Origin of the sequence: Microcella humidisoli (assembly GCF_024362325.1) — a bacterium.
GTDB classification, from domain to species: Bacteria; Actinomycetota; Actinomycetes; order Actinomycetales; family Microbacteriaceae; genus Microcella; species Microcella humidisoli.
Genome location: NZ_CP101497.1, coordinates 731,734 through 755,879, shown reverse-complemented (window position 1 = coordinate 755,879; position 24,146 = coordinate 731,734). Strand labels below are relative to the sequence as shown.

The window sequence follows — 24,146 nt, the reverse complement described above, 5'->3', positions numbered from 1 at the left end:
GGTCAGGAGATCTTGCCCGGGCCGTCGAGGGCCTGGCTGCAGAGGGCGCCCGGCTCGGGGGCGTCGGGCGACTGACGGTACTTCACGATGAAGTCGCCCAGTCGCGGGTCGTCGACGCCGTCGAGAGCGACCTGCACGCCCCACGCGCTCGCCACAACGGGGGCCTCGAGACCCGGGAACGGCGAGAGGATCATGTACGAGCGCGGCATCGCGGAGCGCAGGGCGTCCAGATCGCCGCCAGACACCTGCTCGGGGTCGTACGTCACCCAGACCGCGCCGTGCTCGAGGGAGTGCACGGCATACTCCTCGGGCACTTCCTCCTCGTAGATGCCGCAGTTGAGCCAGGTGGGGTTGTGCGGCCCGCCCGCGGGAGGAGTCATGTCGTACTCGACGGCCGACTGCACGTGCAGCGCCTCGAGGTTCTCGAAGGTCTCGAGCCCCTCGATCTCGATCGCGGCGGGGTCGACGGGCGGGGTCGCCGAGGTGACGACGACGCCCACGAGGATCGCGATGACGGCGACGCCGCCCACGATCGCGCCCGCGATGCCGAGGCGCTGGTTGCGCTTCTCTTTCGCCTGCTTGGCCTTGAGCGCGGCGACCTTCTCGGCACGGCGCTTCTCGCGCTGCTGCTTGATGGTGAGGTCGTCGGCGGAGGTCGAGTCGTCGGCCACGGGAGGGCTCCTGTCAGATGCGGGGCAGGGAGGGCGAGCGGGTCGGCGCGCGACCCTCCTCCATCCTCCCAGAAATCGGGCAAGGGGATGCTGTGAGCGGGGCTCGCAGACCCCTCCCGCTTTTCCTCCTTGGCGGCTACTGTGAACCCACCAGGTCACTCGCGCCTCCGGGCATCGACTGTCGAGGAAGCCATGTCACACGCCGAGGACGAGCGGGACCGCCCGAGCGGTCATCGTGCTGGTCGCCGCCGGGGCGGGCTGAGCATCCAATCGACGGTGCTCGTCATGCTGCTCGCCGTGAGCGTGACCTCCAACGTGCTCGTGGGCGTGATCGGGTACGTCAACGCGACCGACTCGCTGCGGGATGCCGCGTTCGACCGGCTGATCGAGGTGCGCGACTCGCGAGCGCGCGAGATCGAGCGGCTGTTCACCACGATCGAGAGCACCGTCGTCGTGCACTCGCGCGGGCAGAGTGTCGTCGATGCCACGACGGCGTTCAGCGAGGCGTTCACCGAGCTCGAGTCGGCCCCGCTCGACGATGCGCAGTCGCAGTCGCTGCTGCGCTACTACGACGAGGTGTTCGGCCCGGCGCTGAGCGAGGCGACGGGCTCGAGCGCCGACGCGGCGGGCTTCGTGCCGACGAGCACGGCCGCGCGGTATCTGCAGGTGCACTACACGGCACCGCACGCGGACTTCGCCTCGGCCATCGCCGTCGACGACGCGGGCGACGGCAGCGCCTGGTCGGCTGTGCACGCGCAGTACCACGACTACTTCCGCTCGATGACCGAGCTGCTCGAGTACGAAGACGTGCTGCTCATCGACGCGCGGGGCGTCGTCGTCTACAGCGCCTACAAGGGCGTCGACCTCGGCACGAACGTGCTCACGGGGCCCTACCGGTTCTCGACCCTCGCGGACGCCTACGGCGAGGCGCTCGGCAGCAACCTGCTCGGCGAGGTGAGCCTCACCGACTTCGAGGCGTACCCGCCCTCGCTCAACCTTCCCGCGGGCTGGGCCGCCACGCCCATCGGCCGCGACGGGGAGATCATCGGGGCGATGGCCGTCGAACTGCCGGTCGAGCGGCTCAGCAGCGTCATGACGGCAGGGTCCGACGTCGAGCAAGGCGGCCTCGGCGATACGGGCGAGGCCTACCTGGTTGGGCCCGACGGCCTCATGCGCTCGCCCTCGCGCCTGCTCATGACCGACCCCGAGGCCTACACGCAGGCGGCGCTCGCCGCGGGCACCTCGAGCGAGGTGGTCGAGCTCGCCGTCGCGCGCGGGACGACGCTCGGACTGCAGCCCGTGAGCACGCCCGCGGCCGAGGCCGCGCAGGCAGGCCAATCGGGCACCATCATCGCGAGCAGCTACCTCGGTCGCGAGACTCTCGCGGCCTACGGTCCCGTCGAGGTGCCGGGGGTCGATTGGGTCGTCGTCGCCGAGATCGACAGCGCCGAGGCCTTCGCCCCCGTCACCGAGTTCACCCGCAACCTCGTCGTCTCGTCGGCGGTGCTCGCGCTCGTCGTCTCGGTGCTGTCGCTGCTGCTCGCGCGCATCTTCGTGAGCCCGCTGCGCCGCCTGGCGCACGCGGCGCAGCGCATTGCGGCGGGGGAGTCGGGGGTCACGGTCGACGCCGGCTCGAACGACGAGCTGCGCGCGGTCTCGGCGGCCTTCAACGACATGAGCCGCAGCCTGCAGGTGAAGGCCGACCTGCTCGACGAGCAGCGGGCCGAGAGCGAGCGGCTGCTGCGGGCGCTCATGCCCGAGCCGGTCATCCAGCGCTACCGAGATGGCGACCAGACGATCGCCGAGGACCACGTCGATGTCTCGGTCATGTACGCCGACATCGTGGGCTTCGAAGAGTTCAGCCGGCACCGCGGCTCAGAGGCGACGCTCGAGACGCTCAACGAGCTCGTGCGGCAGTTCGACGAGGCGGGCGGCCCGTATGGCGTCGAACATGTGCGCACGACGACCAAGGGGTACCTCGCCAGTTGCGGGCTCACCGTGCCGCGCATCGACAACGCCCGTCGCATCGTCGACTACGCGATCGAGCTCACCCGCATCGTCGACCGGTTCAGCGCCCAATGGGGCGTTCCTCTCTCGCTGCGCGCGGGCCTCGATCTCGGCGAGGCGAGCAGCGGGCTCGTCGGTCGCGCGCACATGGTCTACGACCTCTGGGGCGACGCCGTGACCCTCGCCTTCCGTGTGCAGTCGGAGCGCAGCGAGTCGGGGATCTTCCTCACTGACCGAGTCGCCGACGCGCTCCCCGGCACGGTGCACCTGCTCGAGGCAGGAGTCATCGCGACCGCGCAGGGCGAGGAGCGCGTCTGGCGCATCGACATCGCCCGGATGGACGGAACGCGCGGGGGATCCGGGAGCGCGGCGTGACCGAGATCTGGAACGAGAGCTGGTTCTGGCCCTCGATCGCCGTGATCGTCGGTCTGCCGATCGTGCTGCTCGTGCTGGGCGAACTGCAGGAGGCGCTCGCGCAGCGCGGCAGCCCCGCGGTGCGCATCGTTCGCCTGCTGCGCAACTACGTGGCGCCGGTCGCGGCGCTGCTCGTGCTCGTCGCGCAGGCAGAGGGCGCCGAGGTCGAGGCGTCGTGGAGCCGCATCGTCGCGACCGTGCTCGGGTTCCTCGTCATCATCGTGCTCATCAACGGCCTCAACGTGGCGCTCTTCGTCACGGCGCGCAAAGGCTCGTGGCGCGAACGGCTGCCGTCGATCTTCGTCGACGTCGCGCGGTTCCTGCTCATCACGGTGTCGATCGCCGTGCTCTTCTCCTGGGTGTGGCAAGCCGACGTCGGCGGGCTCTTCACGGCGCTCGGCATCGGCTCGATCGTCATCGGCCTGGCCTTGCAGAACGCGGTCGGCTCGGTGCTCTCGGGGCTGCTGCTGCTCTTCGAGCAGCCCTTCGAGCTCGGCGACCACCTCGAGGTGGGCGGCGTGCGCGGGCGCGTCGTCGAGGTCAACTGGCGCTCGGTGCACATCCGCACCATCGGCGGTGTCGTCATCGTGCCCAACTCCGAGCTCGCCGGCACCTCGTTCGCCAACCTCTCGCGCAAGGACGGACCGTATTCGGCGTGCGCCATGGTGCAGTTCGCCATCGAGGATCCGCCCGAGGCCGTCATCAGGGTCATGACGCGCGTCGCGGCGGACCTGCCGATGATCGTCGAGGGTGAGGCGCCCAGCGCCGACTCCTTCGCGGCGGGCGCCTACGAGATCACGATCCCCGTCGCGACGCCGAGCGAGGAGTACGGGGCGCTCAGCGAGTTTCGTCGTCGGCTCTGGTACGCCGCGCGCCGCGCCGGGCTGCACCTCGACCGCGACTACTACGTCGAGTACGACACGATCGAGCAGCGGCGCGCGATGCTCGCGCGCTTCTGCTCCGCGCTTTACTGCGCGCCCGACGAGCTGCAGCAGCACGCCGAGCGCGTGCGCATCGAGCGCTACGTTGCGGGCGAGAAGCTGCAGCACATCGGCGAGGTGCCCGACGGCATCCGCCTCATCGACTCCGGCTCGACGCTCATGGTCGTCGAGGCACCGGGCGGGGTGCGGGTGCCCGTCACCGACCTGACCCGCGGCGAGATCGTCGGGCTCACGTCGCTCACCCGCCAGGGCATCAACGCCGCGGTGTACGCCTCGACCGAGGTCACCGTGCTCGCCGTGCCGGTCGAGCTGCTCGACCGTCTCGTCGACGAGCGCCCGGAGCTCGCGCGCGACTTCGGACGCGAGATCGACAACCGCCGCACCCTCGTGAGCGCGGCGTTCGCGAAGGCCGGTCTGCCGATGCCGGCGGGGCAGCGCACGATCGCCTACTGAGCCCCGCGCATCCCGCGCCCGCCTCGCGACGCCCGCCCGTCACACTCGGCGGCTCGCTGATAGATTCGCCCCATGAAGTACGCCGATTCGGTCGTCGATCTGATCGGCGACACCCCCCTTGTGCGCCTCAACCGCGTCACCGAGGGCATCACCGCCACCGTTCTTGCCAAGGTCGAGTACCTCAACCCGGGCGGCTCGTCGAAAGACCGCATCGCGACGCGCATCATCGATGCCGCCGAGCGCGAGGGCCTGCTGAAGCCCGGCGGCACGATCGTCGAGCCCACGAGCGGCAACACGGGCGTGGGCCTCGCGCTCGTCGCGCAGCAGCGCGGCTACAAGTGCGTCTTCGTGCTGCCTGACAAGGTGGGCGAAGACAAGCGCAACGTGCTCACCGCCTATGGCGCCGAGATCGTCGTGACCCCCACGGCGGTCGCGCCGGAGGATCCGGAGTCGTACTACAGCGTCTCCGACCGCCTCGCCCGCGAGATCCCCGGCGCCTTCAAGCCCAACCAGTACGCCAACCCCAACGGCCCGCTCAGCCACTACGAGTCGACCGGTCCCGAGATCTGGCGCGACACCGAGGGCCGCATCACGCACTTCGTCGCGGGCGTCGGCACGGGCGGCACCATCACCGGCACGGGCCGCTACCTGCGCGACATCAGTGCCGACCGCGCGAGCGGCCGCGTGCAGATCGTCGGCGTCGACCCGGTCGGCAGCGTCTACTCCGGCGGCTCCGGCCAGCCGTACCTCGTCGAGGGTGTGGGAGAAGACTTCTGGCCCGCCGCCTACGACCCCGCCGTGACCGACCGCATCGTCGCGGTGAGCGACCAGCAGTCGTTCGACATGACCCTGCGCCTCGCGCGCGAGGAGGGCCTGCTCGTCGGCGGCTCGTGCGGCATGGCCGCCGTCGGTGCGCTCGAGGTCGCGCGCGAGCTCGGCCCCGACGACGTCGTCGTCGTGCTGCTGCCCGATGGCGGGCGCGGCTACCTCGGCAAGATCTTCAACGACGGCTGGATGCGCCGCCACGGCTTCACGCGCCCCACGGGCTCGCCGACCGTGGCGCACCTGCTCGGCGCCCCGGCCCGCCCGCTCGCGCACCTGCGGCGCGAGCACACCGTGGCCGACGCCGTCGCCGCGCTCGAGCAGCACGGAGGGGCCCTGCCCGTCGTCGCCGCCGAGCCGCCCGTCGTGCTCGGCGAGGTGCTCGGGGCGGTCGACGCCGCGACCCTGCTGCGCGCGCTCGCGACGGGCGCCGTGACCCCGGCCGATCCGGTCACCTCGGCGATGGGGCCGGGCATGCCGCTCGTCGGCGCCCACGAGAGCCTCGAGGCCGCGGGGGAGCGCTTCGGCGAGCGGGGAGCCGGCGGACGGCATCCCGAGACCCTGCTCGTGCTCGACGGCGGCAACCCGATCGGGCTGCTGCACCGCACCGACCTGATTGCCGCACTCGCGGGAGGAGCAGCATGACCGAGCACGACCCTGCGCCGACCGACCCCCACATCCTGCAGGGCTTCGCGACGCGCGCCATTCACGCCGGCCAGGCCTTCGACCCGACGACGGGCGCCGTCACGCCCCCCGTCTACCTGACCTCGACGTTCGTGCAGCGCGCCATCGGCGACCTGCGCGGCGGCTACGAGTACGCGCGCGGCGGCAACCCCACGCGCGATGCGCTGCAGGACCAGCTGGCGTCGCTCGAGTCGGGGGCCCGCGCCTTCAGCTTCGCCTCGGGCCTCGCGGCAGAAGACGCGTTGCTGCGCGCCGTGTTGAGCCCCGGCGATCACGTGCTCATGGGCAACGACGTCTACGGCGGCACGCACCGCCTCGTGCGCCGCATCTTCGGGCGCTGGCAGGTCGGCCTCACGACGATCGAGCTCAGCGATCTCGACGCGACGCGTGAGGCGCTCGAGACGCTGAGGCCGCGAGTGCTGTGGCTCGAGACCCCGAGCAACCCGCTCATGAAGATCACCGACATCACCGCGCTCGCCGAGCTCGCGCACGCGGTCGGCGCGCTCGTGGTCGTCGACAACACCTTCGCGACCCCGTACCTGCAGCAGCCGCTCGTGCTCGGCGCCGACGTCGTCGTGCACTCGACGACGAAGTACCTCGGCGGGCACTCCGACGTGCTCGGCGGGGCCGTCGTCACGAACGACCTCGAGCTCGCCGAGCAGGTGCAGTTCCACCAGTTCGCCGCGGGCGCCGTCTCGGGCCCCATGGATGCGTGGCTCACGACGCGCGGCATCAAGACCCTCGCGGTGCGCATGGACCGCCACTCGGCCAACGCCCAGGCGATCGCCGAGGCCGTCGTCGGCCACGCCGCCGTCACGCGCGTCTACTACCCGGGCCTGCCGGAGCACCCCGGGCACGAGCTCGCCGCGCGCCAGATGCGCGGCTTCGGCGGCATGCTCTCGCTCGAGCTCGCGGGCGGCGCTGCCGCCGCGCGCGCCTTCGCCGAGGGTCTGCGCGTCTTCAGCCTCGCGGAGTCGCTCGGCGGCGTCGAGTCGCTCGTCAACTACCCGAGCGAGATGACGCACGCCTCGGTGCGCGGCACCGAGCTCGAGGTGAGCGACGCGATCATCCGGCTCTCGGTCGGCATCGAAGACGTCGACGACCTGCTCGCCGACGTGCGCCAGTCGCTCGCCGCGCTCTAGCCGAGCGCGTGCTGCCCTAGACGGGGAAGCGCATGATGCCGGCGGCGACCGCTCCGCCCGGCATCTCGCTCTCGCGAACGGCGACGACGCGCGCCCCCGTGAGCAGCGCCCTGCGCGCGATCTCATCGACGACGCCGTAGTCGACGGCGTCCTCGTCCTGCGAGAGGGTCAGCGCTCCGGAGTGCTCGTCGATGAAGCCTGAGACCGTGCGGTCGATGTCGACCATGAGCGTGCTCAGGGCTCCGTACGTCGCCGCGCGCGCGAGGTCGCTGAGGTCGGCAGACCCGGAGCCCGTCGCGATGGCCTCGGTCAGGCGTGCGGCGAGCGCGGCGACCTCGTCGGCGTACAGGGCATCGAGGATCGGCCGGGCGGCGGCGGCCAGCTCGTCGGCGCTCATCGTCTCGGCGTTGCCTCGGATGATGTCGGGGGCGAGCGCGTCGTATCGCGAGGTGGCGCGCAGGATGCTCGCGAGCGGCTCGGCGGCGGCGATGATGAGCGGCACATGCTGGGCCGCGAGCACCGGGCGGATGGCGTCGTCGATCTGCCGTGCGTAGTGACCGAGCAGCACCTTGTCGCCCTCCGCGCCGATCAAGCGCGCGGAGCCGTTGTTGCCCCGGGTCGCGAAGATGCGCGAGGAGTCGGACGGGAGGTCGGCGAGCTCGATCTCATCGGCCGAGCCGTCGATCGTCACCTCGACGAGGCGCACGGCGTTTTGCGAGGCCGCGAGCACGAACGCCGCGTGCGGGAAGCTCACGGCGCGCAGCAGCGGCTTGAGGTGGAACCGGTCGGAGACCTGCACCTCGGCCGTCAGCAGGTTCGGGACGCGGTAGGTGACCACGCGCTCCGGGGTGGCGAAGACCACGAGGCTCTGCGACTGGTAGGTCCAGAAGAAGCTGTCGTCGATGAGGTTCAGGATGCCCTCGCGAACTCCCTCGATGTCCGCAGCATCCGCCCCCACCGCCTCGAGTTGCGCGACGGCCGCGTCGAGGTGATTGCCGAGCTCGATGCGGGCTCGCTCAGCGTCTGCCGAGAGCGTGCCGGTCGGCAGCACGATGGTGATGCAGTGCACGGACCGAACGGCGGCGATCGCCCGCAGCTCGGATTCGGTGGGGATGTCGGTGTGGAGCATCGCAGTACCTCTCGCTGGTGGGCGGGACCGAGCGACCCTGCTCGGTGCCGGGAGTCTAGTCGGCAGGGGTTGCGGCAGGGTGGGGGGCCGCCGTGCATAATGGAAAGCGCCGATGTGAACGTACACATCGCGACCCGAACGGACGACGATGACGACGGAGACGGATCGCCCGGCTGAGCCGGAGCGGGTACGCGCGCCGAACATCCGTGACGTCGCCCGCGTCGCCGGAGTGTCGTATCAGACGGTCTCGCGCGTGCTCAACGACAGCCCGAGCATCCGGCCCGAGACGCTGCAGCGCGTGCGCGACGCGATCGACGAGCTCGGCTACCGTCCGAATCAGGCCGCGCGCGCGCTCGTCACGAGCCGCTCGCGCACGATCGGCGTGCTGACGGCGCAGACGGTGCACTACGGACCGCAGACGAGCATCCAGGCCATCGAGACCGCGGCGCGCGAGGCCGGCTACCGGCTCTCGATCACGAACATCAGCTCGACCGAGTACGCCTCGATCAAGAGCGGCCTCGACTACCTCATGAGCCAGTCGATCGAGGCGCTCATCGTCATCGCCCCGCAGGTGCGGGTGTTTGAGGCGATCAACGACCTGCAGGTGGGCGTGCCCTTCGTGACCCTCGAGGCCACGGGCCTCAACACCTCGCACTCGCTCTGGGTCGACCAGGTCATGGGCGCCCGCATGGCCACGAAGCACCTGATCGACCTCGGGCACACCGAGATCATGCACATCTCGGGGCCGCAGGACTGGATCGAGGCGGAAGCCCGCATGCAGGGATTCTTGCGCGAGCTCGGCGACGCCGACCTGCGCACACGCGCCCCGATCCTCGGCGACTGGACCGCCTCGTTCGGCTACTACGCGGGGCTCGAGCTGCTGCGCTACCGCGACTTCACCGCGGTCTTCGTCGGCAACGACCAGATGGCGCTGGGGTTCATGCACGCGTGTCGGGAGTCCGGCCTCAGCATCCCCGGAGACATCTCGATCGTCGGATTCGACGACATCCCCGAGTCGGCGCACTACGCCCCGCCCCTCACCACCGTGCGGCAGAACTTCGCCGAGATCGGCCGCCGGGCCGTCGCCCTGCTCCTGGGCGAGCTGCGCGGCGAGACGGGCATGGACCACGACCCGGTCAAGCCCGAGCTCATCGTGCGAGAGTCGACCGCCCGCCGGTCCTGACCGCTGCCCGGGCCCGCCGGCGCTGACTGCTGCCGCGGTCCCGCCGGCGCTGACTGCTGCCGCGGTCCCGCCGGCGCTGACTGCTGCCGCGGTCCCGCCGGTCTTGACCGCTGCAGGGTCCTGACCGCTGATCCGTCGCCCGTCGCCCGTGCGCCCGGTGCTGTTGTTATCGACTTGTGACCGTTTCGCCTCGTCGTCCAGTTGACAGATGTGACCGTTTCGCCGTTAGATGTCCATCACGCGATGTGAACGGTCACAAAACCGCCGCATTGACGTCCCGCCGGTCGAGCACCGGCATCCACCCCCGAACTACCCCGGCGCCGGGCCTTCCGTCGCCGCCGTGACGATGGAGTCCCGTGAGCACGCTGAGCCCCGAGGTGCAGGTCGCCATCGCTCGCGTGCGCGACGACGTCGCGGCGCTGCACGCTGAGCTCGTGCGCTACGGACTCGTCGTATGGACGGGCGGCAACATCTCGGGCCGCGTGCCGGGCGCCGACCTGTTCGTCATCAAGCCCAGCGGCGTCGGCTACCACGATCTCGACCCCTCGAGCTTGATTCTCTGCACGCTCGACGGCGATGTCGTGCCCGACACCCCCGGCAGCGACCGCAGCCCGTCGAGCGACACCGCGGCGCACGCCTACGTCTACCGGAACATGCCCGAGGTGGGTGGCGTCGTGCACACGCACTCGACCTACGCCACGGCCTGGGCCGCGCGCGCCGAGGCGATCCCGTGCGTCATCACGGCGATGGCCGACGAGTTCGGCGGCGAGATCCCCGTCGGTCCCTTCGCGATCATCGGCGACGACTCGATCGGTCGCGGCATCGTCGAGACCCTCGCGGGCCACCGCTCGCGCGCGGTCCTCATGCGCAACCACGGCCCGTTCACGATCGGGCGCGATGCCCGCGACGCCGTCAAGGCCGCCGTCATGCTCGAGGACGTCGCCCGCACGGTGCACATCGCGCGCCAGGGCGGTGCGCTCGTTCCGATCGCACCCGAGGCGATCGACGCGCTCTTCGAGCGCTACCAGAACGTGTACGGCCAGCAGCCCGCGGCAGGTGCGCAATGAGCGCGGCCGCCGTCATCGCCGAGGGGCGCGCCGTGCTCGGCATCGAGCTCGGCTCGACCCGCATCAAGGCGTGCCTGGTCGGCGAGCACCCGGCCGAGGTGCTCGCGACCGGATCGTACGAGTGGCAGAACCAGCTCGTCGATGGTGTGTGGACGTACTCGCTCGAGGACGTGCACGAGGGGCTGCAGCGGGCCTACAGCGCGCTCGTCGCCGACGTGCGAGAGCGCCACGGCGCCGAGCTCACGACCGTGGCGGCGATCGGCGTCTCCGCCATGATGCACGGGTACCTGGCATTCGACGACACCGACGAGCTGCTCGTTCCCTTCCGCACCTGGCGCAACACGAGCACGGGTCGAGCCGCAACCGAGCTCTCCGAGCTCTTCGGCGTGACCATCCCGCTTCGCTGGTCGATCGCGCACCTGCACCAGGCTGTGCTGAACGGCGAGCCGCACGTCGCCCGCGTGCGCTTCACCACGACCCTCGCAGGCTATGTGCACTGGCGACTCACGGGGGAGCGCGTGCTCGGCATCGGTGACGCCTCCGGAATGTTCCCGATCGGCGCCGAGGGCGCCGACTACGACGCCACAATGCTCGCCCAGTACGACGCCCTCATCGCCGACGCGGCGCTCGCGGGTCCGCTGCGCGATCTGCTGCCCTCGATCCTCCCCGCGGGGGCCACCGCTGGCACGCTCACCGCCGAGGGTGCAGCGCTGCTCGACCCGACGGGGGCTCTCCGGCCCGGTGCCGTGTTCTGCCCGCCGGAAGGCGACGCGGGAACCGGCATGGTCGCGACGAACGCGGTGGCCCCCGGCACCGGCAACGTCAGCGCCGGCACGAGCATCTTCGCCATGGTCGTGCTCGACCGGCCGCTCGAGCACGTGCACCCAGAACTCGACGTCGTCGCGACGCCGGTCGGCCACCCGGTCGCGATGGTGCACTGCAACAACGGCACGAGCGAGCTCGCGGCATGGGTCGGCGTCTTCCGCCGCTTCGCCGAGCTGGCGGGCGCGCCGCTCGATGCCGACGAGGCGTATCGCCTGCTGCTCGCCGAGGCCCTCGACGGCGCGGCTGACGCCGGCGGCGTACTGGCCTACAACCAGATTTCGGGTGAGCCCATCGCCCAGCTCGCCGAAGGCCGCCCGCTCGTGGTTCGCACGCCTGAGAGCGATCTCACGCTCGCCAACACCATGCGCGCGCAGGTCTACGGCGTCTTCGCGACGCTGAGCCTCGGCATGCGCGCACTGCGCGACGAGCCGGGCGTCCGCATCGACCGCATGCAGGCGCACGGGGGACTCTTCCGCACCGCGGGTGTCGCTCAGCGGTTCCTCGCCGCGGCGCTCGACGCTCCCGTGGGCGTCGCCGAGAGCGCGTCCGAGGGCGGGGCCTGGGGCATCGCCGTGCTCGCATCGTTCACCGCGTCGGGCGGCGGCGACCTCGCCGCCTTCCTCGACCGCGACGTCTTCGGCGGCACCGACATGACCGTCGTGACACCCGACCCTGCCGATGTCGTCGGCTTCACGTCCTACCTCGAGGCCTACGAGTCCGGCCTCGCGATCGAGCGCCGCGCCGTCGACGCCCTGCCCCTCACCGCACTCCAAGGAGCCGTCTCGTGACCCGCAGCATCGTTCCCGATCTCTCGACCTACGAGGTCTGGTTCCTCACCGGGAGCCAGAACCTCTACGGCGACGAGACGCTGCGCCAGGTCGCCGAGCAGTCGCAGCAGGTCGTCGCCGGCCTCCAGGCCGCGTCGAGCATCCCGGTCACGATCGTCTGGAAGCCGACCCTGGTCGACAGCGCCAGCATCAAGCGCGTCATGCAGGAGGCGAACGCCGCCGACAACGTCATCGGCGTCATCGCGTGGATGCACACCTTCAGCCCGGCCAAGATGTGGATCGCCGGCCTCGACGCGCTGCAGAAGCCCCTGCTGCACCTGCACACGCAGGCCAACGTCGAGCTGCCGTTCGCGAGCATCGACTTCGACTTCATGAACCTCAACCAGGCCGCGCACGGCGACCGCGAGTTCGGCTACATCGTCTCGCGCCTCGGCGTGGCGCGCACGACCGTCGTCGGCCACATCTCGAACCCCGCCGTCACCGACCGTGTGGCCGTCTGGGCCCGTGCCGCCGCCGGCTGGCACGCCATGCACGAGCTGAAGCTCGCCCGCTTCGGCGACAACATGCGCTACGTCGCCGTGACCGAGGGCGACAAGACCGAGGCCGAGCTGCGGTTCGGCGTGCAGGTCAACACGTGGGGCGTCACCGAGCTCGCCGACGCCGTGCACGCCGTCGGCGATGCCGAGATCGACGCGCTCGTGGCCGAGTACCTCGACCTCTACGACGTCGCGGCCGAGCTGCACCCCGGTGCCGCACGGCACGACTCGCTGCGCTACGGTGCCGCGATCGAGCTCGGGCTGCGCGGGTTCCTCGAAGACGGCGGATTCTCTGCCTTCACCACCTCGTTCGAGGACCTCGCCGACCTGCAGCAGCTGCCGGGCCTCGCCGTGCAGCGTCTCATGGCCGACGGCTACGGCTTCGGCGCCGAGGGCGACTGGAAGACCGCGGTGCTCGTGCGCGCGGCCGCCGTGATGGGAGCAGGGCTGCCCGGTGGCGCATCCCTCATGGAGGACTACACCTACCACCTCGAGCCCGGCAACGAGCTCATCCTCGGCGCGCACATGCTTGAGGTGAGCCCCTCGCTCACGGCCGGGAGAGCTCGCCTTGAGGTGCACCCGCTCGGCATCGGCGGCAAGGACGACCCCGTGCGGCTGGTCTTCACGGCCGACGCGGGCCCGGCGGTCGTCGTCGCGCTGAGCGACATGCGCGATCGGTTCCGCCTCGTGGCGAACGTCGTCGAGAACGTCGCCCTCCCGGCACCGATGCCCCACCTTCCTGTCGGCCACGCGGTGTGGAAGCCCGCGCCCGATTTCAGCACTTCCGCCGCAGCCTGGCTGACGGCGGGGGCCGCCCATCACACGGTCATGTCCACGCAAGTGGGTGTCGACGTCTTCCGGGACTTCGCGCAGATGGCCGCCGTCGAGCTGCTCGTCATCGACGAGAGCACCACGCTCGAGGGGTTCGCGCGCGATGTGCGCACGAACGCCGCCTACTACCGATTGGCGCAGTCGCTGTGAGCGCGGCGTCCATCACCTAGACCTCCCGGGGCCCGCCCCGGGAACGGCTCTCGACTCGCGGATGAGGCGAGAACCACAGCACCACCACATCCCCTATGAAAGGACACACAGTGAAGAAGAACGTTCTTCTCTCCGCCGTGGCCATCGGCGCGATGACCTTCGGTCTCGCCGCCTGCTCGGCCCCGGCTGCCGAGGGCGAAGGCGAAGGCGGAGGCCTCATCGGCGTCGCCATGCCCACCCGCTCGTCGGAGCGCTGGATCGCGGACGGCGACGCCCTCGTGGCCGAGCTCGAGGCGGCCGGCTACACGGTCGACCTGCAGTTCGCCGAGGACGACATTCCCACCCAGGTCTCGCAGGTCGAGAACATGATCACCAAGGGCGCTGAGGCCCTGATCATCGCCGCGATCGACGGCACCACCCTCACCGAGGTGCTGCAGACCGCTGCCGACGGCGACATCCCCGTCATCGCCTACGACCGCCTGATCCGCGACTCGGAGAACGTCAACTACTACGCGACGTTCGACAACTTCCTCGTGGGCCAGCAGCAGGCGTGGACGGTGCTCAACGGTCTCGGCCTCACCGACCTCGAGGGCAACGCGCTCCCCGACGCGCCGGCCGGTCCGTTCAACATCGAGCTGTTCGCCGGCTCGCTCGACGACAACAACGCGTTCTTCTTCTTCAACGGCGCCATGGATGTCCTCCAGCCGCTGATCGATGACGGAACGCTCGTCGTCAAGTCGGGTCAGACCGACATCGAGCAGGCCGCCACGCTGCGCTGGGACGGCGAAGTCGCCCAGAGCCGCATGGAGGACCTCCTCACGGCGAACTACTCGGACGGCACGAAGGTCAACGCCGTCCTGTCGCCCTACGACGGCCTGAGCCGTGGCATCATCTCGGCCCTGACCGACGCCGGCTACGCGGTGGGTGTCGACTTCCCGATCATCTCGGGCCAGGACGCCGAGGTCGACTCGGTCAAGGCGATCCTCTCGGGTGAGCAGTTCGCGACGATCTTCAAGGACACGCGCGAGCTCGCGAAGGTGGCCGCTGGTATGGCCGCCGCGCTGCTCGAGGGCGGCGAGCCCGAGATCAACGACACCGAGACGTACGACAACGGCGTGAAGATCGTGCCGTCGTTCCTGCTCGGCCCGGTGCCGGTCGTCGCGGACAACGTGGAGTCGGCGCTCGTCGACACCGGCTACTGGACCGCTGAGGAGCTCGGCCTCTAACGAGACCGGTTCATCCAGCACCAGCAGTTGCATCTGGTCGGTGGTGGGGAGTCGCACTAGGCTCCCCACCACCGGCTCTCCCCCCAACGACGTAAGGAAGAGGCAGCACGTGACCCAGAACATCCTCGAGATGCGGTCGATCACGAAGACCTTCCCGGGTGTCAAGGCCCTCTCCGACGTCACCCTCGAGGTGGCGCGCGGTGAAGTGCACGCCATCTGCGGCGAGAACGGCGCCGGAAAATCCACCCTCATGAAGGTGCTCTCGGGGGTCTACCCGCACGGCACCTACGAGGGCGACATCGTCTTCGAGAACGAGACGGTCGAGTTCAAAGACATCCGTGACAGCGAGGCCAAGGGCATCGTCATCATCCACCAGGAGCTCGCGCTGAGCCCCTACCTCTCGATCGCCGAGAACATCTTCCTCAACAACGAGGTCAAGGGTCCGCTCGGCCTCATCGACTGGAACCGCACGAACCAGGAGGCCAAGAAGCTGCTGGCCCGTGTCGGCCTCGATGAGGACCCGGTCACGCGCATCCTCGACATCGGCGTCGGCAAGCAGCAGCTCGTCGAGATCGCGAAGGCGCTCTCGAAAGAGGTCAAGCTCCTCATCCTCGACGAGCCCACCGCCGCGCTCAACGACAGCGACAGCGACCACCTGCTCGACCTGATCCTGCACCTCAAGGGGCAGGGCATCACGTCGATCATCATCAGCCACAAGCTCAACGAGATTAAGAAGATCGCCGACTCGGTCACGGTGATCCGCGACGGCAAGACGATCGAGACCATCCAGCACAAGGACGTGTCGGAAGACCGCATCATCAAGGGCATGGTCGGCCGCGATCTCGAGCACCGCTACCCCGACCACACCCCGCACATCGGCGAGGAGGTGCTGCGGGTCGAGGGCTGGACGGCCCACCACCCGCAGGACTCGTCGCGCGTCATGGTCGACAACGTCGACCTCTCGGTGCACGCGGGAGAGATCGTCGGCATCGCCGGCCTCATGGGCGCCGGGCGCACCGAGTTCGCGATGAGCCTGTTCGGCCACAGCTACGGCAGCCGCATCTCGGGCAAGGTCTACAAGCGCGGCAAGGAGATCAAGACGCGCACGGTCGACGAGGCGATCCAGAACGGCATCGCGTACGCGACCGAAGACCGCAAGATGTACGGCCTCAACCTCATCGAAGACATCAAGCGCAACATCTCGATGGCATCGCTGCGCAAGCTCGTGAGCTTCGGCCTCGTGAACGACAACGAGGAGTACAAGGTCGCGAACGAGTACCGCCAGAGCATGAACATCAAGAGCCCGACGGTGCTGCAGCGCACCGGGCAGCTGTCGGGCGGCAACCAGCAGAAGGTGGTGCTCTCGAAGTGGATCTACTCGGATCCCGAGGTGCTCATCCTCGATGAGCCCACGCGCGGCATCGATGTCGGTGCCAAGTACGAGATCTACACGATCATCAACCGACTCGCGAGCGAGGGGAAGGCGATCATCGTCATCTCCTCCGAGCTGCCCGAACTGCTGGGCATCTGCGATCGCATCTACGCCCTCTCCGAGGGCCGGATCACGGGCCAGATGCCCGTGGCCGACGCCACCCCCGAAGCCCTCCTCAAGCTCATGACCCTGGAGAAGCAGCGCTAATGTCTGACACCGCTACCAAGAGCCCGGCATCGTCGTCGGGCATCAAGCTCCCCTCGACGCTCTCGCACATCGTGAGCGACCTCGGCAAGAACGGCATCTTCCTCGCGCTCATCGCCGTGGTCGTGCTGTTCTCGATCACGACCAACGGCATCCTGCTGCGTCCGCAGAACATCTCGAACCTGATCGTGCAGAACGGGTACATCCTGATCCTCGCGATCGGCATGGTGCTCGTGATCGTCGCCGGCCACATCGACCTCTCGGTCGGCTCGATCGCGGCCTTCATCGGGGCGTTCTCGGGCGTGCTGATTCGGGATGCCGGATTCCCGTGGTGGCTCGCCATCATCGGCGCCCTCGTCATCGGGGCGGTGGTGGGAGCCTGGCAGGGCTTCTGGATCGCCTATGTGGGCATACCCGCGTTCATCGTCACCTTGGCGGGCATGCTCATCTTCCGCGGGCTCGCGCTCATCACGCTCGGCAACTCGAACATCGGGTCGTTCCCGGAGGAGTACCGAGCGCTGGGCAACGGATTCATCTCGTTCGCGGGGCCCGATGCGACGATCGACTTCTTCACGCTCGCGGTGGGCGCCCTCGCGATCATCGCGCTCGTCGTGCAGCAGGTGCGCACGCGCAACGGTCGCAAGAAGTACGGCCAGGCCGTCGACCCGACCGTGTGGTTCATCGCGAAGATGGCCTTCGTCGCGATCGGCGTCGGCGCCTTCACCTACGCGCTCGCCTCGTTCAAGGGCATCCCCGTCACGCTCATCGTGCTCGCCGTGCTCGTCATGATCTACGGCATCGTCGCGAACCGCACGGTGTTCGGCCGTCACATCTACGCGATCGGCGGCAACCGCCACGCGGCCGAGCTCTCGGGCGTCAAGACGAAGTCGGTGGACTTCTGGCTGTTCGTCAACATGGGCATCCTGGCGGCGCTCGCGGGCCTCGTGTTCACGGCGCGCCTCAACCTGGCCGGCCCGAAGGCGGGCGACGGCTTCGAGCTCGAGGCCATCTCGGCGGCCTTCATCGGCGGCGCGGCCGTGCAGGGCGGTATCGGCACGATCTCCGGCGCCATCATCGGTGGCCTCATCATCGGTGTGCTCAACAACGGCATGTCGATCATGGGCATCGGCATCGAGTGGCAGCAGGCCGTCAAGGGCCTCGTGCTGCTGCTCGCCGTGGCCTTCGACGTCTACAACAAGCGTCGGGCCGGAGGCGGCACCGGTCGCTGATCGGCACTCGCTCGTCGACGCGCCCCGTGGCCCTGTGCCGCGGGGCGCGTCGCTGTCTCCGGATGCTCTCCGGAGGCTCGAATCGATTCGACTCCGGCCCTCCCGCGTCCTAGACTGATGCGGGCGAATCCGCCCCTCACCCCTGCTCGAGCCCCTGGGAGGCTGCTGCGTGTCGACGGTCGTTCACCCCGGAGACTCGCTCACCCGCCGCCAGCGCGCCGTCTACGTGATCGTGCTCGGTGCCCTCACGGCGCTCGGCCCCTTCACGATCGACCTCTACCTGCCGGCCTTCCCGCAGGTCGAGGCCGACCTCGGGGTCTCGACCGCGGCCATCCAGCTGACCCTCACGGCGACGACGATCGGCTTCGCGTTCGGCCAGCTGCTCGTCGGCCCCTGGAGCGACGCGGTCGGCCGGCGCCTGCCGCTCATCCTCGCGACGAGCCTGCACGTGCTCGCGAGCCTCGGCGTCGCGCTCGCCCCTGACATCACCTGGCTCATGGCCTTCCGCGTGCTGCAGGGCTTCGGTGCCGCGGCGGGCGGCGTCGTCGCGATGGCGACCGTGCGCGACCTGTTCGGCGGCTACCCGCTCGTGCGCATGCTCTCGCGGCTCTCGCTCGTCAACGGCCTCGCGCCCATCCTCGCGCCCGTCATCGGCTCGCAGCTGCTGCTCATCATGCCCTGGCGCGGACTCTTCGTCGTGCTGGCCGCCTACGGTGTCATTATCGTCATCGCCGCGAGCCTGCTGATCGTCGAGACCCTGCCGCCCGCTCGGCGCGTCGACAAGGGCCACGCGACCATTCGCGACCGGTACCGGGTGCTGTTCGGCGACCGCGTGTTCGTCGGCGTGGCGATCATCGGCGGCATGTCGTTCTCGGGCCTCTTCGCCTACCTCTCGGCCTCGCCGTTCCTCTTCCAGGAGGTGTACGGCCTCGACCCGCAGGGGTACGGACTGCTGTTCGCGATGAACTCGATCGGCGTGGTCGCGGGGGTGCAGATCAGCTCGCGACTCGCGAAGCGCATCCCGCCGCAGTGGATCCTCAGCGTCTCGACCCTCGTGCTGCTGGGTAGCTCGGTGGCGATCATCGTGCTCGACCTCGCCGACGCGGGCTTCTGGGGCACGGTCGTGCCGCTGTGGTTCTTCATCACGGCGTGCGGGTTCGGCTTCCCCATGGTGCAGGCGCTCGCGCTCGCCAATCACGGCAAGGAGGCCGGCACCGCGGCCTCGCTGCTCGGGGCCATGAACTTCGGGCTCGCGGGCCTGCTCTCGCCGATCGTCGGACTGTTCGGCATCGCGAACGCCGTGCCCATGGGCGCGGTCATGGCGGCGACCTCGGTGGTGTCGATCGCGAGCCTCTGGCTCATCGTGCGGCCGCGCACGGTGCCCGCGCTCGAGCGCTGACACCCGGGCGGCGGTCGAGCGGGGTGCGCGCATCCCGTCGCGGAAGAGGGGTCTGGCGCAATTGTTGTCCATATGGATAACATGGGGCGCATGAGGATCCTCCTGGTCGGCGCCGGAGGCGTCGGAGACGCCATCGCCAAGATCGCCGCACGCCGCTCGTTCTTCGACACGATGATCGTGAGCGACTACGACATCACCCGCGCCGAGCGCACGATCGCCTGGATCGAGGCCAAGCACGGCCCCCAGGGCGACCGCTTCGTCGCGGCGCAGATCGACGCCTCGCAGTCGGAGAGCGTCGCCGCCGTCGCGCGCGAGCACGCGGCGACGCACGTCATGAACGCCGTCGAGCCCAAGTTCGTGCCCACCATCTTCGCGGGCGCCCTGGCCGCAGGTGCCGACTACCTCGACATGGCCATGAGCCTCTCGCACCCGCACCCCGAGCAGCCGCACGCCCTCACGGGCGTCAAGCTCGGCGACGAGCAGTTCGCCGCCGCGGGCGACTGGGAGGCTGCCGGTCGGCTCGCGCTCGTGGGCATGGGCGTCGAGCCCGGACTCAGCGACGTGTTCGCGCGCTACGCCGCCGACCACCTCTTCCGCGAGATCGACGAGCTCGGCACGCGCGACGGTGCCAACCTCGTGGTGCGCGACGACGAGGGCAATGAGATCTTCGCCCCGTCGTTCAGCATCTGGACGACGATCGAGGAGTGCCTCAACCCGCCCGTCATCTGGGAGAAGGACACGGGCTGGTTCACGACGCCGCCGTTCAGCGAGCCCGAGGTCTTCGACTTCCCGGAGGGCATCGGCCCCGTCGAGTGCGTCAACGTCGAGCACGAAGAAGTGCTGCTCATGCCGCGCTGGGTCGACGCGAAGCGCGTCACGTTCAAGTACGGGCTGGGCGACGAGTTCATCGGCATTCTCAAGACCCTCAACCAGCTGGGCCTCGACAAGACCGAGCCCATCCGGGTGCGCTCGGCGAACGGCCCCGTCATGGTGAGCCCCCGCGACGTCGTGGCCGCGGGCCTTCCCGACCCGGCCACCCTCGGGCCCCGGATGACCGGCAAGACCTGCGCGGGCCTCTGGGTCACGGGCACCGGAGTCGACGGCGCGCCCCGCGACGTCTACCTGTACCACGTCAGTGACAACGAGTGGACGATGGCCGAGTACGAGAGCCAGTGCGTCGTGTGGCAGACCGCCCTCAACCCCGTCATCGCCCTCGAGCTGCTCGCCTCGGGTGCGTGGAGCGGCGCGGGCGTGCTCGGCCCCGAGGCCTTCGACGCCCAGCCCTTCCTCGACCTCATGGCGCGCCCCGAGAACGAGGGCGGCTACGGCCAGCCGTGGGGCCTGCAGGAGCGCACGCCCGTCGCTTAGGCTGGCGCCATGACTGACGCGAGCGAGGCCGTCACGGCCGCCCAGCAGGCCCTCGAGCAGGCGCAGGCGGCACTGGCCGCAGCCGAAGAGGCCGCCGCGCGCGCCGCCGCGCAGGCGAGCGAGGCGGCGGCACCCGCGGCGAGCATCCCGAGCGAGGGCCCCCTCGATGCCGAGCAGGTCGCCGCCGTGCGTGTGGGGTACCAGCCCGAGGGGGCCGTGCTCGAGATGGGCGCGCTCGTCAACGGCGAGGCGCTGCCCGACGTGCCGATCCGCATTCCCATCGCCATGACCAACCGGCACGGCCTCGTCGCCGGCGCGACGGGCACGGGCAAGACGAAGACCCTGCAGGTGCTCGCCGAGCAGCTGAGCGCCGCGGGGGTGCCCGTCTTCGCCGCCGACATCAAGGGCGACCTCAGCGGCATCGCCGTGGCCGGGCAGAGCAGCGAGAAGCTGCTCGCCCGCACGAGCGGCCTCGGTCAGCAGTGGCAGGGCGTGGCGCACCCCACCGAGTTCTACTGCCTCGGCGGAATCGGTCACGGCATCCCCGTGCGCGCGACGGTCTCGAGCTTCGGGCCCCTCATGCTCAGCAAGGTGCTCGGCCTCAACGACACGCAGGAGTCGAGCCTCGGCCTCGTCTTCCTCTACGCCGACCAGAACGGGCTGCCGCTCGTGGGGCTCGACGACCTGCGCGCGGTCATCCAGTTCTTGACGAGCCCCGAGGGCAAGGCCGACCTCGCCGAGCTTGGCGGTCTCAGCAAGGCGACTGCCGGGGTCATCCTGCGCGAGCTCATCACCTTCGCCGCGGAGGGCGCCGACGTCTTCTTCGGCGAGCCCGAGTTCGACACCGCGCACTTCCTGCGCACGACGGCCGACGGCCGCGGCATCGTGAGCCTGCTCGAGGTGCCGGGTGTCGCCGACAAGCCGGCGCTGTTCTCGACCTTCCTCATGTGGCTGCTCGCCGACCTCTTCAACGACCTGCCCGAGGTCGGCGACCTCGACAAGCCGAAGCTCGTGTTCTTCTTCGACGAGGCGCACCTGCTGTTCCGCGATGCGAGCAAAGACTTCCTCGCCGCCATCACCCAGACGGTGCGGCTCATCCGCTCGAAGGGCGTCGGCATCTTCTTCGTCACCCAGTCGCCGAAAGACGTGCCGGGCGACGTGCTCGCGCAGCTCGGCTCGCGCGTGCAGCACCAGCTGCGCGCCTTCACGCCCGACGACGCGAAGGCCCTCAAGGCCGCCGTCTCGACCTACCCGAACAGCGGCTACGAGCTCGACGAGGTGCTCACGACGCTCGGCATCGGCGAGGCGATCGTGACCGTCATGAACGAGAAGGGCGCCCCCTCGCCCGTGGCCTGGACGCGCCTGCGCGCCCCCCAGGGCTCGATGGATCCCGCGCCCGCCGAGCTGGTCGCGGCGACGATCGCGGCCTCGCCCCTGCTCGCGCAGTACGGACAGGCGGTCGACCGCGAGTCGGCCTACGAACTGCTCACGGGACGCATGAACGCCGCGGCCGAGGCCGAGGCGGCGCGCGAGGCGGCCGAGCAGGCTGCCGAGCAGAAGGACGCCGCGCGCGAGGAGTACGAGAAGGCCTTGCGCGACCTGCAGAAGAAGGAGCGCACGACGACGCGCACGACGAACCGCCGCACGACGAAGCCCGAGCCGGGCGTCGGCGACATGCTCGGCGACGTGCTGGGCTCGCGCACCGGCCAGACCGTCATCCGCGAGGTCGTGCGCGGCATCTTCGGCACGCTCGGGCGGCGCTGAGCCGACGCCGGAGCGACGCGGTCGGCGGGCGCGACGGACGGGTCAGAAGGGGAACAGCACGGGCACGAGCAGCACCGCGACGCCGAAGAACACCAGGCCGACCGGTAGCCCGAACTTCCAGTAGTCGCCGAACTGGAACCCTGACGGGGCCATGATCATGAGGTTGCCGGGCGTCGCGACCGGGGTCAGCACGGCGGCAGCGGCGGTGACGGCGACCGCCATGAGGAACGGGAGCGGAGAGACCCCCATCTCATAGGCCACCGAGATGGCGATCGGCGCGATGATGAGCGCGGTCGCCGTGTTGCTGATCAGCTGTCCGAAGATCAGGGTCACGAGACCGAGAGCCGCGAGCACGACGCCGGGGCCGAGAGCGCCGACCGCGTCGACGATGCCCGTGGCGAGCAGGTCGGCCGCGCCCGTCTGCGTGATCGCGGTCGAGACCGGGATCATGCCGCCGACGAGCAGCACGGTCGTCCACTGGATCGAGCGGTGAGCCTTCTCGATCGACACCACGCGCGTGAGCACCATGATCGCCGCGGCGACGAGTCCGGCCACGGCGGGCGGCACGATGCCCGTCGCGAGGGCGACGACCATGAGCACCAGCACCCCGAGGGCGAGGTACGCGCGGCGCCCGAGGGGCGCTGCCTGGCGGCGGATCTGGTCGGGAGCATCCACGACCATCACCGAGGTGTCGCGGAGGTTCTCGTCGAGGGCCTCCCACTTGCCTTGCACGAGCAGGATGTCGCCGGCCTCGAGGCGGATGCCGGTCTGATCGCCGATGTCTTCGCCACCGCGCTGGATCGCGACGATGATGAGGTCGCCGCTCTCGGTGACCATGCCGGGGAACACCTCGTCGCCGATCGCACGCGAGCGCGGAGGGATGACGATCTCGGCGACGCCGTACTCGGCGTCCATCGCGGCCCAGGTGCTCGAGACCGTGCTCGTGCCGATGCCCTCGAGCTTGACGTCGTCGCTCACCGAGCGGATGCTCGTCGGGGTTCCCTGCAGAATCAGCACGTCCCCCTCGCGGATGGGCGCGGAGGCGTCACGCGAACCGCGCACTCCCGGCGACTGGATCGCGATGAGCGACACCGCGGAGTCGCTCTCGAACACGATCTGCTCGGCGGTGCGGCCGATGAGCGGCGACCCCGAGAGTACGCGCACGCGGCCGAACGGCTGCGCGCCGCCGAACTGGGCGAGCAGCGTGCGGGCGTGATCACCGAGGTCGGTCGCGAGCGTCGAGGGCGTGCGGGCCGGGATGAGCCGGTTGCCGAGCAGCACCGCGATGAGCACCGTTCCGGCGACGATCGGCAGGCCCACGAGGCTGAACTCGAAGAAGCCGAACGCGCGTCCCGTCTCCTCTTCGGCGAGCTCGGACATGATGACGTTGACGGGCGAGCCCGTGAGCGTGAGGAGCGAGCCGGCGTGCGCCCCGAAGGCGAGCGGCAGCAGCAGACGGCCCGCGGGCATCGTCATCTTCGTCGCGATGACGACGACGACCGGCAGCAGCGCGGCGACCGCGCCGTTGACGCTGATGAGCGCCGCGAGCACGGCGACGACGATCATGATGATGATCGTGAGCACGCGCGAGCTGCCCCCGCCGCGCTTGATGAGCTGCTGGCCCGTCCAGGCCGTGAGCCCCGAGCCGTCGAGCCCCTCGGCGACGACGAAGAGCGCGGCGATGAGCACGACAGCCGGGTCGCCGAAGCCCGCGAAGGTCTGAGCGAGGTCGAGGATGCCGAAGGCGTAGAGGGCGAGCGAGGCGCCGACGGCGATGAGGCCGACGGGGATGCGGTTCGTCACGAACGCCAGCACCACGACGGCGAGGATCAGCATCGTGATGGTGATGTCGCTCACGATGCCGACTCTAGCCGCGGGCCC

Annotated in this window: 17 protein-coding genes; 14 read left to right on the top strand and 3 right to left on the bottom strand. The window is 70.0% G+C overall.

Annotation, left to right across the window (positions count from 1 at the left end; genetic code table 11):
* Nucleotides 1-2: 2 nt before the first annotated feature.
* Nucleotides 3-671, bottom strand: coding sequence for a DUF3105 domain-containing protein (locus NNL39_RS03535; RefSeq protein WP_255160326.1), 669 nt, complete (start codon nucleotides 669-671; stop codon nucleotides 3-5).
* A gap of 192 nt (nucleotides 672-863) precedes the next feature.
* Between NNL39_RS03535 and NNL39_RS03530 the strand changes: the two genes are divergently transcribed.
* The 4 genes from NNL39_RS03530 to NNL39_RS03515 all read left to right on the top strand — a co-directional run bounded on the left by NNL39_RS03530 (nucleotide 864) and on the right by NNL39_RS03515 (nucleotide 7,134).
* A complete protein-coding gene (locus NNL39_RS03530; RefSeq protein WP_255160325.1) occupies nucleotides 864-3,053 on the top strand; it encodes an adenylate/guanylate cyclase domain-containing protein in 2,190 nt (729 codons plus the stop codon).
* The gene (locus NNL39_RS03525; protein WP_255160324.1) at nucleotides 3,050-4,486 is read left to right on the top strand and encodes a mechanosensitive ion channel domain-containing protein; all 1,437 of its coding nucleotides are present in this window, start codon (nucleotides 3,050-3,052) and stop codon (nucleotides 4,484-4,486) included. Before NNL39_RS03530 ends, NNL39_RS03525 begins: the two co-directional genes overlap by 4 nt.
* A gap of 72 nt (nucleotides 4,487-4,558) precedes the next feature.
* Entirely contained in the window at nucleotides 4,559-5,953 is a 1,395-nt protein-coding gene (locus tag NNL39_RS03520) for a cystathionine beta-synthase (RefSeq protein WP_255160323.1), read from the top strand.
* Nucleotides 5,950-7,134, top strand: coding sequence for a cystathionine gamma-synthase (locus NNL39_RS03515; protein WP_255160322.1), 1,185 nt, complete (start codon nucleotides 5,950-5,952; stop codon nucleotides 7,132-7,134). Before NNL39_RS03520 ends, NNL39_RS03515 begins: the two co-directional genes overlap by 4 nt.
* Before the next feature lie 16 nt (nucleotides 7,135-7,150).
* On the opposite strand, the gene NNL39_RS03510 is transcribed toward NNL39_RS03515, so the two are convergent.
* Nucleotides 7,151-8,263: a baeRF11 domain-containing protein gene (locus tag NNL39_RS03510; protein ID WP_255160321.1), complete on the bottom strand. Its 1,113-nt coding sequence runs from the start codon at nucleotides 8,261-8,263 to the stop codon at nucleotides 7,151-7,153.
* Nucleotides 8,264-8,411: 148 nt separating this feature from the next.
* Here NNL39_RS03510 and NNL39_RS03505 point away from each other — a divergent pair, with 148 nt between their 5' ends.
* The 10 genes from NNL39_RS03505 (at nucleotide 8,412) to NNL39_RS03460 (ending at nucleotide 22,265) form a co-directional block, all read left to right on the top strand.
* Nucleotides 8,412-9,446, top strand: coding sequence for a LacI family DNA-binding transcriptional regulator (locus NNL39_RS03505; protein WP_255160320.1), 1,035 nt, complete (start codon nucleotides 8,412-8,414; stop codon nucleotides 9,444-9,446).
* Between the two features lie 356 nt (nucleotides 9,447-9,802).
* The gene (locus tag NNL39_RS03500) at nucleotides 9,803-10,513 is read left to right on the top strand and encodes an L-ribulose-5-phosphate 4-epimerase (RefSeq protein WP_255160319.1); all 711 of its coding nucleotides are present in this window, start codon (nucleotides 9,803-9,805) and stop codon (nucleotides 10,511-10,513) included.
* The gene (locus tag NNL39_RS03495) at nucleotides 10,510-12,126 is read left to right on the top strand and encodes a xylulokinase (RefSeq protein ID WP_255160318.1); all 1,617 of its coding nucleotides are present in this window, start codon (nucleotides 10,510-10,512) and stop codon (nucleotides 12,124-12,126) included. Before NNL39_RS03500 ends, NNL39_RS03495 begins: the two co-directional genes overlap by 4 nt.
* On the top strand, nucleotides 12,123-13,643 hold the full coding sequence (gene araA, locus NNL39_RS03490) for an L-arabinose isomerase (protein WP_255160317.1): 1,521 nt from the start codon (nucleotides 12,123-12,125) through the stop codon (nucleotides 13,641-13,643). Before NNL39_RS03495 ends, araA begins: the two co-directional genes overlap by 4 nt.
* 152 nt (nucleotides 13,644-13,795) lie before the next feature.
* The gene (gene chvE, locus NNL39_RS03485) at nucleotides 13,796-14,869 is read left to right on the top strand and encodes a multiple monosaccharide ABC transporter substrate-binding protein (RefSeq protein ID WP_255160877.1); all 1,074 of its coding nucleotides are present in this window, start codon (nucleotides 13,796-13,798) and stop codon (nucleotides 14,867-14,869) included.
* Nucleotides 14,870-14,978: 109 nt separating this feature from the next.
* The gene (gene mmsA, locus NNL39_RS03480; RefSeq protein WP_255160316.1) at nucleotides 14,979-16,508 is read left to right on the top strand and encodes a multiple monosaccharide ABC transporter ATP-binding protein; all 1,530 of its coding nucleotides are present in this window, start codon (nucleotides 14,979-14,981) and stop codon (nucleotides 16,506-16,508) included.
* A complete protein-coding gene (gene mmsB / locus NNL39_RS03475) occupies nucleotides 16,508-17,734 on the top strand; it encodes a multiple monosaccharide ABC transporter permease (protein ID WP_255160315.1) in 1,227 nt (408 codons plus the stop codon). The genes mmsA and mmsB overlap by 1 nt, the downstream gene beginning before the upstream one ends.
* 169 nt (nucleotides 17,735-17,903) lie before the next feature.
* Nucleotides 17,904-19,133: a multidrug effflux MFS transporter gene (locus NNL39_RS03470; RefSeq protein WP_255160314.1), complete on the top strand. Its 1,230-nt coding sequence runs from the start codon at nucleotides 17,904-17,906 to the stop codon at nucleotides 19,131-19,133.
* Nucleotides 19,134-19,223: 90 nt separating this feature from the next.
* Nucleotides 19,224-20,501, top strand: coding sequence for a saccharopine dehydrogenase family protein (locus NNL39_RS03465; protein ID WP_255160313.1), 1,278 nt, complete (start codon nucleotides 19,224-19,226; stop codon nucleotides 20,499-20,501).
* A 9-nt stretch (nucleotides 20,502-20,510) separates the two neighbouring features.
* Nucleotides 20,511-22,265 (top strand): helicase HerA-like domain-containing protein, encoded by a 1,755-nt coding sequence (locus NNL39_RS03460; protein ID WP_255160312.1) that lies wholly within the window; start codon nucleotides 20,511-20,513, stop codon nucleotides 22,263-22,265.
* A 42-nt stretch (nucleotides 22,266-22,307) separates the two neighbouring features.
* Here the strand turns inward: NNL39_RS03460 and NNL39_RS03455 are convergent, their stop codons facing one another.
* Nucleotides 22,308-24,122 carry an SLC13 family permease gene (locus tag NNL39_RS03455; protein WP_255160311.1) on the bottom strand — a complete coding sequence of 605 codons (1,815 nt, stop codon included), beginning with the start codon at nucleotides 24,120-24,122 and terminating at the stop codon, nucleotides 22,308-22,310.
* Nucleotides 24,123-24,146: the final 24 nt, after the last annotated feature.